The sequence below is a fragment of the Streptomyces sp. NPDC054765 genome (genome assembly GCF_053612065.1).
Window position 1 is genome coordinate 71,903 of sequence record NZ_JBSHBP010000038.1, and the last position, 12,804, is coordinate 84,706.

Consider the following 12,804-nt stretch of genomic DNA (forward strand, 5'->3'; position numbering starts at 1 on the left):
TCCCTGCCGTGACGGCCGTCCTTGCCGTGATGGCCGCCTTGTCCGTCCCGTACGGATGCATCCCGCAGGGAACCGACCCGCAACCCTAACGGCTACTCCGGCAGCCGCAGTTCCAGGTCCGCCCGCGGCGCCACTCCGTCACGGCCGACCGCCGACAGCAGTGCGGCCACCGCACCGTGCCCCGGAACCTCCGCCTCGGGGTCGATGTCGTGCCACGGCGCCAGCACGAACGCCCGCTCATGGGCCCTCGGGTGCGGCAGCGTCAGCCGCGGGTCGTCGGAGAGCACGTCCTGGTAGGCCACGATGTCGACGTCGATCGTGCGCGGGCCCCACTGCTCGTCGCGGACCCGCTCGAAGGCTTCCTCGATCGCATGCCCGCGCTCCAGGAGGGAGGCCGGCGGCAGCGTCGTCTTGATCAGCACCACGGCGTTGAAGTACGCCGGCTGGGAGCCGGGGGCCACACCCCACGGCTCGGTCTCGTAGACCGGGGAGACCGCCTTGACCCGCAGGCCGGGGGTGTCCTCCAGCGCGTCGACGGCACCCTGCAGCGTCTCCAGGCGGTTGCCGAGGTTGCTGCCGAGCGAGATCACGGCGCGTTTGGGGTTGGAGAGCGTCACATCCGCGGCGTCCACCTGCTCCACTACGGAGGCGGGCACCGGCTGTACGGTCGGGTCACCGGGCTGGGGGCGCCGCACAGCGGCTCCATCCGGGGTGGCGGTCGGCTGACGGGCGGAATTCATACTCGGCTCCGAGTGATGGTGATGGTCACGTCATCGAAGGGGACGGTGATGGGCGCGTCCGGCTTGTGCACCACCACCTCCACTTCCTGCACGCCCTCGTGCTTGAGGCACTGGCCGGCGATGCGCTCCGCCAGGGTCTCGATGAGGTCGACGGGCTCGCCCTGCACGACGGCCACCACCTCCTCGGCCACAACGCCGTAGTGCACGGTCTTCGCGAGATCGTCGGAAGCCGCTGCCGGGCGGGTGTCCAGACCGAGTACCAGGTCGACGATGAAGGTCTGGCCTTCCTCGCGCTCCCGGGGAAACACCCCGTGGTGGCCTCGGGCCTTCAGCCCACGCAGCGCGACACGATCCACGCGAATCACTCCCACTCCACGGCACCTCTGGCGCCACTGTTCGTCGGATTCCGGACAGCCGCCGCAACGATCCGGCCGCACTGCCCCGCCGTCGAATCTACCTTCGAGGAACGACAGTCCTCGCCTACGGGGGCTATGGACAAGACCCCGTTCTGCTGATAGATGCCGCCCGGCGGAACGGCATCCGGCAAACCGGGAGATCGTCCGCGCGGCCTCTTACCCCCGTGCCCGCGCCCCACCCCTACCCGTGCCGCACTTGGCTCGAACGGGTGCGCTCTCACCCGGATGGCTGACTGCCGCCGCTGACGGTGGCGCAGGCCGCCGCCCCGGACGCAAGAGCGGGCGGCATGGCAAGGCTCACACCCCGCTCACACCCCGCCCCGCCGCCCGGATCACCCGCCGGGCGCCCCGCCCCCGGGTGAGGGCTCAGAGCGTGTCCTCTTCGCCGTCGCCGGCTCCCCCGGCCTCGTCGGCGTCGTCGTCCTCGTCGTCGTCGCGGTCCGCCAGCACCGGTGACCCGTGGTGGGACCACACCCGCCAGCCGTCCTCCGTGCGCCGGAAGACATTGGTCGCCACGACCAGCTGGCCGATCAGCGGCCCCACCGAACCGTCGTCCTCGGCCGGCCCGCCGCTGAGGATGTTCTCGGTGCAGGTCACCAGCGCGGTGTCGCCGATGACATCGATCTCGACGTCCGTGAGGAAGAACTGGATGTACTCGGTGTTCGCCATGATCAGGGCGTACGAACGGAGCACTTCGCCGCGCCCCCGCAGCACCGGCCACCCGGGGTGGACCACGCTCACCTGGCCGTCCAGCCACAGCTCGGACAGCGCCTCGTGGTCGCCGCGCTCGATGGTCTCGTACAGGGTGGTGTTGGCCTGTTCGACCAGCTCGATGTCCGTCCGTGGGCCCAAGCCGCTCACACCGTTCCCGTCGTGTTCGCCGTCGTGTCGCTCATGTCACCCGCACCGGCCGTACCGCCGCTGCCGGCGGCTGCCGCGTCCTCCACGGCACGGGCCACCCGTACCGCGTCCGCGCTCGCCCTGACCTCGTGCACCCGCACCGCCCAGGCCCCCTCTCGCGCCACGATCGCCGACACCGCCGCCGTCGCGGCGTCCCGCTCCCGGGCCGGCGGTGGGGCGGCTTCCTCGCCGCCTGCCAGCACCCTGCCCAGGAACCGTTTGCGCGAAGCGGCCACCAGCAACGGACGGCCCAGCACCCGCAGCCGCGCCAGCCGGGCGACCAGCGCGAGATCGTGCCCGGCGTTCTTGGCGAAGCCCAGGCCGGGGTCGATCACGATGCGGTCCGGATCGATGCCGCCGGCCACCGCGCGCTCCATGCTGCGCCCCAGCTCGTCGACGACCTCCGCGACCACGTCCCCGTAGACGGCGCGGTTGTTCATGTCGATGGACCGGCCACGCCAGTGCATCACCACGAACGGGACGTGGTGCGCGGCCACCACGGGCACCATCGCCGGGTCGGCGGCGCCCCCGCTGACGTCGTTGACCAGGCGCGCCCCGGCCGCCACGGCCTGCTCGGCGACCGAGGCGCGCATGGTGTCGACGGAGATCACGACACCGGCCGCGGCGAGCTCGCGGACGACCGGGACGACCCGGCGCAGCTCCTCGGCCTCGTCCACCCGCGCCGCGCCCGGCCGGGTCGACTCGCCGCCCACGTCCACCATGTCGGCGCCCTGCGCCACCAGGTCGAGACCGTGTTTGACGGCGAGTTCGGTGTCGAACCAGTCACCGCCGTCGGAGAACGAATCGGGCGTCACATTGACGACGCCCATCACCGCGCAGCGTTCCCAGTCCGGCAGTCCGGCCACCCGGCCACGCAAGGTACTCATGGCACCAGCCTAGGCCGTGTGCCGACCGGCCGGATTGCGGCCGTCGGCTGCGCGGACCGGCCCGTGCCGGGTGGTGGGCAGCGTCCCCTCGAACGGCTCGGCCCGCGGTCCGGTCAGGCCACCCGCTCGACCGCGCCCGGCGCCCGGACCGGCTCCGTCGTATGCACACACGGCTGCGGCTCGGCGGGCGTCCGCCGCCGCAGTACGCGCGGCAGGCTCAGCTCCAGATAGCCCTCGGCCTGCATCGTCGCCAGGCCGATGCGCGGAATGTCCCGGCTGTTGCGGAAGACCACGAAGCGCGGCTCCCAACGGGGCTGGAACTTGTCGTTGAACTTGTACAGCGACTCGATCTGGTACCAGCGGGACAGGAAGACCAGCAACCCGCGCCAGAGCCGGATGACCGGCCCCGCGCCGAGCTTCTCGCCGCGCTCCAGCGAGCTGCGGAACACCGCGAAGTTCAGCGACATCTGCTGGATGCCGAGGCCGGGGGCGGCCTGCAGCGTGGCGACGATCAGCAGCTCGTTCATGCCGGGGTCGGCGCTGCGGTCGCGCCGCATCCGCTCCAGGGAGATCCCGCTGCCGCCCCACGGCACGAAGTACTGCATCGCCTTGAGGTCCCCGTACGGGCCGGGCTCCTCGCCCTCGCCGGCCGGCAGATGGGCGGTGGCGATCACCCCGTCGCCGTCGGCCAGCGGGTCGATCCGGCCCAGCGCCATGGAGAAGCCGCGCTCGGTGTCGGTGTCGCGCCAGGCGTCCGCGGCCCGCTGGATCCGGGCCAGCTCCTCCGGCTCCAGGTCGCGCACCCGCCGCACCCGGGTCTCGTAACCGTTGCGCTCGATGCGCTTGACCATCTGCCGTACGTTGCGCATCGCCCGGCCGGAGAGGGTGAAGTCGGCCACATCCACGATCGCCTCGTCGCCGAGTTCCAGCGCGTCCATCCCGGTCTCGCGGGTCCACACCTGGCCGCCGGTCTCGCTGCAGCCGGTGACCGCCGGGGTCCAGGAGTGCGCCTTGGCCTCCGCCATGAAGCGCTCGATGGCGCCCGGCCAGGCCTCCACATCGCCTATCGGGTCGCCGCTGGCGAGCATCACACCGGAGATCACCCGGTAGCAGACCGCGGCCTTGCCGGTCGGGGAGAAGACCGCGCCCTTGTCACGGCGCAGCGCGAAGTAGCCGAGCGAGTCGCGGGCGCCGTGCTTGGCGAGCAGCTCGCGCAGCTGCTGCTCGTCGTCGTCGGTCAGCCGGGCCGCCGGGTGCTCGGGGCGGAAGGCGAGATAGGCGGTGGTGGCGACCGTCAGCAGACCGAGCGCACCGAGGGAGTAGCCGACGGTGTAGTCCACCTGGTGGGTGAAGCCGACCGGGCCCTCGAAGCCGAAGAGACCCCACAGGACGTGCTGGGCACGGACCCAGACGGACGGCGAGCCGATGATCTTGTTGGGGTGGGAGCTGACGATGACCATGCCGATGGCGAAGGCCGCACCGCCGAGGACGACGAAGTTGGCGACCGCCTTCCAGCGGCTGCGCGGGTCGGGCAGGGCGGCGAACTCCTTGCGGTGCCGGACCAGGAACGCCAGCAGGGCCAGCGAGAGCACCGCGCCGAACACGGAGTGGCGGTAGACCAGCTGGGCGGCGATCCCCACGGGGAGCAGCGCCACGGCCGCGACCCAGGCCCGCCGTTTACGCCGCTTGAGTCCGTGGGCCAAAAGGAGCAGCAGGATGCCCACGACGATGGAGGCGGCGGCCGCCAGCGGGCTCACCGCGCCCGGCAGCACCTCGGCCAGCGCATGGACCCGGCTGTGCCGGAACCGCGGGAACACCCCCGCGACCAGGTTCAGCAGGCCGACGACCACACCGGCCGTGCCCACGAACCCGGGCACGGCCTCCGGCCGCGGGCCGCGGAGCCAGCGTGGCGTTCGCCACGCAACCTTCTCCGACTTTTCGCCATCTAGCCTGTCAGACATCACTTTCCCGTCGCCCCGGTCGAGAGAACGTGCGAGCCTAGTCGCAGCATCTGGACTTTTGCGCCCTGTATGACGGCGTTTCAGGGCTCGGGGTTCCACCAGCGGTACGGATGGCCCGTCCGCCCGGAAGAAAGCACCACATGGGTCTCACCAGTAAGAAAGTGCTGCTTCTCGCCGTCCTCATTGCGGTGGCACTGTTCATCCTCACCGTTTGGCTCTGGCCACGCCTGTCCAAGGGGAACTGGCGTGCCGTTCTCGGCCGCATCGGGCTCCTGATGGCGACCCAGCTTTCCCTCTTCGCCGCGGTCGGCCTGTACGCCAACAACTCCTTCGGCTTCTATGCCTCCTGGGCCGACCTCTTCGGCCAGGAGCAGGCGCCGGGCGTGGTCACCAACTACCAGACCGGGCCGAACGGCACCAAGCTGAAGATGCTGGGCACCGAGCGGATCAGCGTCCAGAACGGGTCCCGGCCCTCGGTCGCCGGCCGGATCGACAAGGTGGTGGTCCGCGGCGAACACTCCCGGATCGCCAGCCCCGCCTTTGTCTATCTGCCGCCGCAGTACTTCCAGAAGAATTACGCGAACAGGAAATTCCCGGCGGTCCTGGTGCTCACCGGCTACCCCGGCACCGCCGAGGCGCTCTACAAAAAGCTGCACTTCCCGCAGACCCAGCACGAGCTGCTCCGGCAGCACAAGATGCAGCCGACCGTCCTGGTGATGATGCGCCCGACGGTCGCGCCGCCCCGCGACACCGAGTGCGTGGACATACCGCGCGGTCCGCAGACCGAGACGTTCTTCACCAAGGACCTGCGCACGGATATGGCCGGGCACTACCGAATAGGGCGCGAGGCCAAGAGCTGGGGTGTCATCGGCGACTCCACCGGCGGCTACTGCGCGCTGAAGATGGCCATGCGCCACCCCCAGGCGTTCTCCAGCGCCGTCGCCCTCTCCGGCGCCTACAAGGCCCCCATCGACGCCACCACCGGTGACCTGTTCGGCGGAAGCCCGCGGCTGCAGCGGGAGAACAATCTGCTGTGGCGTCAGCAGCACCTGCCCGCCCCTCCGGTGAACCTGCTGGTCACCAGCAGCAAGCAGGGCGAGGGGAACTACCACCAGACGCTGCGCTTCATCCAGCAGACGAAGTCGCCGAGCCGGGTCTCGTCGATCATCCTCGACAGCGGTGGCCACAACTTCAACACCTGGCGCCGGGAGATCCCGGCCGCGCTGGAGTGGCTGGGCAACCACCTCAAGGCCTGACGGGCCGGTTCACGTCCCGTCACGCCCCCGCGCGACGGCCGGGCCCCTCAGCAGCGCCTGAGGGGCCCGCGCCACACCGGCCCGTCCTCACCAGATGCCCTTCACCGTCTGCCTGCCCGGCAGCCCACCGTTGCCCACACCGACTCCCCCGGCGGTAACCGGCTCACCACGGAGAGTACGGCGAGGCACGGAGAGTACGGCGAGGCACGGACATCAGGCCTGTCCGCTGCGCCTGAACCTGAACCTGAAAGGGTCTACCGCGCCAGTATCAGGCTCATTGCCTCGGCCCGGGTCGAGGCATCACGCAGCTGGCCGCGCACCGCAGACGTCGTCGTCTTCGCGCCGGGCTTGCGAATGCCACGCACAGACATGCACATGTGCTCGGCTTCCACCACCACGATGGCGCCCCGCGCTTCAAGAATGCTCATCAACGAATCTGCGATCTGCGTGGTCAGCCGCTCCTGCACCTGCGGACGGCGGGCAAACACATCGACCAGGCGGGCGAGCTTGGACAGCCCTGTGATCTTTCCGCTGTCCGCCGGGATGTACCCGACATGCGCCACGCCGTGGAATGGCAGGAGGTGATGTTCGCACAACGACACGATCTCGATGCCCTTCACCAACACCATCTCGTCGTGCCCCAGGTCGAACGTGGTCGTCAACACCTCCTCCGGCTTCTGCCAGAGCCCCGCAAGGATCTCCTTGTACGCCCGAGCCACCCGGGCCGGCGTCTCCAGCAGTCCCTCGCGGTCCGGGTCCTCGCCCACCGCAATGAGCAGCTCGCGGACGGCGTTCTCGGCGCGCTTCTCGTCGAATGTTCCGATCTTGCCGTCGACGCCCAGCGTCACAGGGTCGGTCATGTGGTGCCTCGTTCCTTCTGCGCCCGCTCGAAACCGCGGTGGAATCGCGAAATGCCGCGCCCCCCAGGCTAAACCTGGGGGGCGCGGCATGTATTCCGGGGCCCGGGGGCCTCGGGTTCAGCTCTCGGGACGCTTGTCCTCGGGGGCTTCCGCCTTCTCCGTGGAGACCGCGGCGGTCGTGGTCACCGAGCCGTTGGCCGGGGCCAGCTCCCTCGGTGACAGCACCGGCGGGCGGCTGGAGGGCGTACGGCGCGAGGAGCCGGTCCACGCCGGGCGGGCCGGGCGCTTGACCACGTGCTTGAAGAGTTCGGCGATCTCCTCCTTGTTGAGGGTCTCCTTCTCCAGCAGCGTCAGCACGAGGTTGTCGAGCACATCGCGGTTCTCGACCAGGATCTCCCACGCCTCGTTGTGCGCGGTCTCGATGAGCTTCTTGACTTCCTCATCGACCAGCGCGGCGACCTCTTCCGAGTAGTCGCGCTGGTGGCCCATCTCACGGCCCAGGAAGGGCTCGGCGTTGTCGGTGCCGAACTTGATCGCGCCGAGCCGCTCGGTCATGCCGTACTGCGTGACCATCGCGCGGGCCGTGGCGGTCGCCTTCTCGATGTCGTTCGCGGCGCCCGTGGTCGGGTCGTGGAAGACCAGCTCCTCCGCCGCGCGGCCGCCCAGCATGTACGCCAGCTGGTCGAGCATCTCGTTGCGGGTGGTGGAGTACTTGTCCTCGTCCGGGAGGACCATGGTGTAGCCCAGGGCCCGGCCGCGGGACAGGATCGTGATCTTGTGCACCGGGTCGGAGTTCGGTGAGGCCGCCGCGACCAGGGCGTGTCCGCCCTCGTGGTACGCGGTGATCTTCTTCTCCTTCTCGGACATGATCCGGGTCCGCTTCTGCGGGCCGGCCACGACGCGGTCGATCGCCTCGTCCAGGAAGTGGTTGTTGATCAGCTTCTCGTCGCCCCGGGCCGTGAGCAGCGCGGCCTCGTTCAGAACGTTCGACAGATCGGCACCGGTGAAGCCGGGGGTGCGCTTGGCGACGGCCGAGAGGTCGACGTCCGGGGCGACCGGCTTGCCCTTCTGGTGGACCTTGAGGATCTCCAGACGGCCCTGCAGGTCCGGACGGTCGACGGCGATCTGCCGGTCGAAACGGCCGGGGCGCAGCAGCGCCGGGTCGAGGATGTCCGGACGGTTGGTGGCGGCGATCAGGATCACGCCGCCCTTGACGTCGAAGCCGTCCATCTCGACCAGGAGCTGGTTGAGGGTCTGCTCGCGCTCGTCGTGGCCACCGCCCAGGCCCGCACCGCGGTGCCGGCCGACGGCGTCGATCTCGTCGACGAAGACGATCGCCGGGGCGTTCGCCTTGGCCTGCTCGAAGAGGTCACGGACCCGGGAGGCACCGACACCGACGAACATCTCGACGAAGTCGGAACCGGAGATCGAGTAGAACGGGACCCCCGCCTCGCCGGCGACGGCACGCGCCAGCAGCGTCTTGCCCGTTCCGGGCGGGCCGTACAGCAGCACGCCCTTGGGGATCTTGGCGCCGACGGCCTGGAACTTCGCCGGCTCCTGGAGGAACTCCTTGATCTCGTGGAGCTCCTCGACCGCCTCGTCCGACCCCGCCACGTCCGAGAACGTCGTCTTGGGGGTGTCCTTGGTGATCAGCTTCGCCTTCGACTTACCGAAGTTCATCACCCGGGAGCCGCCGCCCTGCGCCTGGTTCATCAGGAACAGGAAGACGACGATGATGAGGACGAAGGGCACCAGCGAGATCAGCATCCCGACGAACGGGTTCTGCTTCGACGGGGAGACGGTGTACCCGTCCTTGATCTCGCCGGTCTGGTATTTGGCCTGCAGGTTCTTGGCCACGTCGACGCCCTGGTCGCCGATGTAGCTCGCCTGGATCTTGTTGGAGCCCTCAATCTTGTTGGAGCCCGACAACTCGATCTTGATCTTGTTCTCGTCACCGGTCGTCAGCTCGGCGGATTTCACCTTGTTGTCAGCGATCGCCTTGACGACCTGACCGGTGTCCACCGTCTTGTAGCCGCCGGACGAGCCGACGACCTGCATCAACACGACCACGGCGAGGACGGCCAGCACGATCCACATGACCGGCCCACGGAAGTATCGCTTCACGTCCATCCATACGGAGCCGCTGAGGCCCCGTCCCTCCTGCCACAGTGAGGCACAACGCCCTTGGGAGGGCAGGTCGTGCGTACGGTGTATTACTGGCCCGAAAAAGAATTGCCTTCGGACGGTACCCCAGCATTGTCACCCGGCGCCTGCGCCGACGGTGAACATGCAGCCGAGGATTCCGTTCTCCCTGCTCCAACGGCGGGAAGCCCCGAAGGGTTCCCGCCGGACCGCGGCGGCCCGTGCGGGCCCCGCCCGGCCACGCCGGCCGGACGGGCGCAGGGAGCGCCCTCAGCCGCCGTAGACGTGCGGCGCGAGGGTACCGACGAACGGCAGATTGCGGTACTTCTCCGCGAAATCGAGGCCGTATCCCACCACGAACTCGTTGGGGATGTCGAAGCCGATCCACTTCACATCGATGGCGACCTTGGCCGCGTCCGGCTTGCGCAGCAGCGTGCAGACCTCCAGCGAAGCCGGCTCGCGGGAGCCGAGGTTCGACAGCAGCCACGACAGCGTCAGGCCGGAGTCGATGATGTCCTCGACGATCAGGACGTGCTTGCCCTTGATGTCGGTGTCGAGGTCCTTGAGGATGCGGACCACGCCGGAGGACTGGGTGCCCGCGCCGTACGACGACACGGCCATCCAGTCCATCGTGACGGGGGTGGACAGCGCGCGCGCCAGGTCCGCCATGACCATCACGGCGCCCTTGAGGACACCGACGATGAGCAGGTCCTTGCCCGCGTACTCCGCGTCGATCTTCGCGGCCAGCTCAGCCAGCTTCACGTCGATCTCTTCTTTGCTGATGAGTACCGACTGAAGGTCGGAACCCATGTCCTTGTCGTCCACCCGTGCCACTCTCGCTCTGTTCGGTGTTCGCGTCAGTCGTGAGACTTCGGATGCGGGGCAGCGTCTGCGGCTCAGCCCTGCCGAATCACCAGTCTGCCACCCTGCCGTCGCACACCTACGCGCCCGGGGAGGTTGATGGCCCCCTGCCCCCGCCAGGCCGTGATCAGCCGGTCCACTTCTTCGATGTGGCGGGCGAAGAGCGAACCGGCCGGTGAGCCGGCGCCGATGACGGCCCGGCGCAGCACCCGGCGGCGCACCGCGGGCGGCAGGGCGAACAGGGCGGCGATGTCGAGGGTGCCCGCGTCGTCGAGGACCGTGCCCTCCGCGTCGGCGGCCCAGGCGTCCAGGGCGTCGGCGTCGTCGCGGGAGAGCTGGGCGGTACGGGCCAGTGCCTCGACGACGCCCTTGCCGAGTGCCTTCTCCAGCGCAGGCAGGCCCTCGTGGCGGAGCCGGGAGCGGGTGTAGGCGGGGTCGGTGTTGTGCGGGTCGTCCCAGACGGGCAGCGACTGGATCAGGCAGGCCGTGCGGGCGGTCTGGCGGTCCACGTCGAGGAAGGGCCGGCGGTAGCGGCCGTCCCTGCCGCTGGTCGCGGCCATACCGGAGAGGGAGCGGGTCCCGGAGCCGCGGGCGAGACCGAGCAGCACCGTTTCCGCTTGGTCGTCGCGGGTGTGGCCGAGGAGGACAGCGGTGGCGCCATGGCGCTCCGCGGTGGCGTCCAGGGCGGCGTAACGGGCGTCACGGGCGGCGGCTTCCGGCCCGCCCGCCGCTCGCCCGCCACCACCGCGGTACGAAGCGCCGTGCGCCACCCGGTGCGAGGCGCCGACATGGACGGCGACGACTTCGACCGGGTCCAGCCCCAGGCCCCGCAGCCGCAGGGCGACCTCGGCGGCGCGGAGGTCCGAGCCCTCCTGGAGGCCGTGGTCGATGGTGACGCCTCCGGCGCGGACCCCGAGCTTGGGGGCCTCGAAGGCGAGAGCGGAGGCGAGCGCCATGGAATCGGCGCCGCCGGAGCAGGCGACGAGCACGAGCGGGGGCTCGGGCCGGTCCTGTGCGCAGTGGTGGGTGAGGACGTCGTGGAGTACGCGGCGGACCGCCAGGCGTATCGCGGCGACCGCTGGATGGGGACCCATGTCCGTTTCCTATCGTTCAGCTGGGAGCCTCGGGCCGGTGAGGGCCTCTTCGTCACACAGAGTGCCTAGATGGTGACAGAGGCGAGCGGTTCCCCGAGCATTGCACGCCTATCCGTCCGTAACGGTCCCTCAGACGGGTGATTGAAGGGGCGCTCTACTGCCACCCGGCGTGCCCAGCTCACGCCGTTCGCTTACGGTGCCCCGTCCGCCTTGCGGTGCACCCGCGCGATCCAGTCCGCCGGTTTGGCGATCTCTTGTTTGGTCGGGAGGGTGTTCGGCGACGTCCAGACGCGGTTGAAGCCGACCATGCCGACCTCTTCGACGACCGCGCTGACGAACCGCTCCCCGTCGCGGTACTGCCGCAGCTTGGCGTCCAGGCCGAGCAGCTTGCGCAGCGCCTGGTCCAGCCGCCCGGCGCCGCTGGCCCGGCGCTGTTGGAACTTCTCGCGGATCTCGGCGACCGACGGCACGACATCGGGCCCCACGCCGTCCATCACGAAGTCGGCGTGGCCCTCCAGCAGGGACATCACCGCGGTCAGCCGGCCGAGAATCTCGCGCTGCGCGGGTGTCTGGACGAGATCGACGAGGGAGCGGTTGCCGTCCTCGCCCTCCTCGCCCTCGGGCTTGGCACCGGCCAGCGACTGGGCGGCCTCGCGCAGCCGCTCCAGGAGGGCGCCCGGATCGATGTCCGTCTCCCCGAGGAACGCCTGGATCTCGCCCTCGACGTGGTCCCGCAGCCACGGGACGGCGGTGAACTGGGTGCGGTGGGTCTCCTCATGGAGGCACACCCACAGCCGGAAGTCGTGCGGTTCCACCTCCAGCTCGCGCTCCACGTGCACGATGTTCGGCGCGACGAGCAGCAGCCGCCCGCCCTGTGCCGCGGCGGGCAGGTCCCGGGAGGCCGGTGCGAACGTCTCGTACTGGCCGAGGACCCGCGAGGCCAGGAACGACAGCAGCATGCCCAGCTCCACGCCGGTGACCTTGCCGCCGACCGCGCCGAGCACCGCGCCGCCGGGGACCGTCGAACGGCGGTCCTCCATCTTGGCCAGCAGCGGCTTGAGCACGGCCCGGAAACCGGCCACGTTCGCCTTGATCCAGCCGGGCCGGTCCACGACGAGGACCGGCGTGTCATGCGGCGCCTCGCCCGTCGCGCCGGGCTGTGCCATCCGCGTGAAGGCGCGGACGTGCGCCTCGGACGACTTGGCGTGCTTGCGCAGCTCGGCGACGATCGCGCGCGCCTCGTCGCGGCTCACCTCTGGCCCCGGCCGTACGAACCGGGTCGCGGTCGCGACCGCGAGATTCCAGTCGACCATCTCGGTTCCACCGATGCTCGTCATGAGTTCACCGTACGTGGGCGCTCCGCCAGGGGGTAGCCGACCACGAATTTGGCTTTGCCTACGTTTTTGGCCGGTCCGCTGCGTTTGGCTTTGCCCACGTTTTCTGCTTTCCCGCCGTGGTGGATTTTCGCCGTGCGCCTGCGGCGGGCGGGTTCGCTGCGTTTTGCCTCCGGCCCACGTTTTTGGCTGCCCCGCCGTGGGGGTTCCTGGCCGTTGCGCCTGCGGCGGGCGCTCTGCTTGCGGCCCACATTTCGGCTGCCCCGCCGTGGGGGTTCCTCGCCGTTACGCCTGCGGCGGGCGCTCTGCTTGCGGCCCACATTTCGGCTGCCCCGCCATGGGGGGTCCTCGAC

At 70.0% G+C, this 12,804-nt stretch carries 11 protein-coding genes; 1 reads left to right on the forward strand and 10 read right to left on the reverse strand.

The genetic code is table 11. From position 1 onward, the window contains the following. Positions 1–92: 92 nt before the first annotated feature. The 5 genes from folK to ACWGJY_RS23395 form a co-directional block, all read right to left on the reverse strand. Entirely contained in the window at positions 93–740 is a 648-nt protein-coding gene (gene folK, locus ACWGJY_RS23375; protein ID WP_453262769.1) for a 2-amino-4-hydroxy-6-hydroxymethyldihydropteridine diphosphokinase, read from the reverse strand. Then, the gene (folB, locus tag ACWGJY_RS23380) at positions 737–1,096 is read right to left on the reverse strand and encodes a dihydroneopterin aldolase (RefSeq protein WP_030077148.1); all 360 of its coding nucleotides are present in this window, start codon (positions 1,094–1,096) and stop codon (positions 737–739) included. Before folB ends, folK begins: the two co-directional genes overlap by 4 nt. Before the next feature lie 426 nt (positions 1,097–1,522). Continuing rightward, the gene (locus ACWGJY_RS23385; RefSeq protein ID WP_453262770.1) at positions 1,523–2,008 is read right to left on the reverse strand and encodes a nuclear transport factor 2 family protein; all 486 of its coding nucleotides are present in this window, start codon (positions 2,006–2,008) and stop codon (positions 1,523–1,525) included. 5 nt (positions 2,009–2,013) lie between these two features. Beyond that, positions 2,014–2,943: a dihydropteroate synthase gene (folP, locus tag ACWGJY_RS23390; RefSeq protein ID WP_453262771.1), complete on the reverse strand. Its 930-nt coding sequence runs from the start codon at positions 2,941–2,943 to the stop codon at positions 2,014–2,016. Positions 2,944–3,056: 113 nt separating this feature from the next. After that, positions 3,057–4,904, reverse strand: a complete 1,848-nt coding sequence (locus ACWGJY_RS23395) for a phosphatidylglycerol lysyltransferase domain-containing protein (RefSeq protein WP_453262772.1) — start codon at positions 4,902–4,904, stop codon at positions 3,057–3,059. 140 nt (positions 4,905–5,044) lie between these two features. Here ACWGJY_RS23395 and ACWGJY_RS23400 point away from each other — a divergent pair, with 140 nt between their 5' ends. Continuing rightward, positions 5,045–6,160, forward strand: coding sequence for an alpha/beta hydrolase (locus tag ACWGJY_RS23400; RefSeq protein WP_453262773.1), 1,116 nt, complete (start codon positions 5,045–5,047; stop codon positions 6,158–6,160). 254 nt (positions 6,161–6,414) lie between these two features. Here ACWGJY_RS23400 and folE read toward each other — a convergent pair whose 3' ends face one another. The 5 genes from folE to ACWGJY_RS23425 form a co-directional block, all read right to left on the reverse strand. Beyond that, positions 6,415–7,020: a GTP cyclohydrolase I FolE gene (folE, locus tag ACWGJY_RS23405; RefSeq protein ID WP_453262774.1), complete on the reverse strand. Its 606-nt coding sequence runs from the start codon at positions 7,018–7,020 to the stop codon at positions 6,415–6,417. 117 nt (positions 7,021–7,137) lie between these two features. Further along, on the reverse strand, positions 7,138–9,150 hold the full coding sequence (gene ftsH / locus ACWGJY_RS23410; protein ID WP_453262775.1) for an ATP-dependent zinc metalloprotease FtsH: 2,013 nt from the start codon (positions 9,148–9,150) through the stop codon (positions 7,138–7,140). A 282-nt stretch (positions 9,151–9,432) separates the two neighbouring features. Next, on the reverse strand, positions 9,433–9,972 hold the full coding sequence (hpt, locus tag ACWGJY_RS23415) for a hypoxanthine phosphoribosyltransferase (RefSeq protein WP_453262782.1): 540 nt from the start codon (positions 9,970–9,972) through the stop codon (positions 9,433–9,435). Positions 9,973–10,058: 86 nt separating this feature from the next. Then, positions 10,059–11,117, reverse strand: coding sequence for a tRNA lysidine(34) synthetase TilS (gene tilS / locus ACWGJY_RS23420; protein ID WP_453262776.1), 1,059 nt, complete (start codon positions 11,115–11,117; stop codon positions 10,059–10,061). A gap of 191 nt (positions 11,118–11,308) precedes the next feature. Further along, positions 11,309–12,454: a zinc-dependent metalloprotease gene (locus ACWGJY_RS23425; protein WP_453262777.1), complete on the reverse strand. Its 1,146-nt coding sequence runs from the start codon at positions 12,452–12,454 to the stop codon at positions 11,309–11,311. Positions 12,455–12,804: the final 350 nt, after the last annotated feature.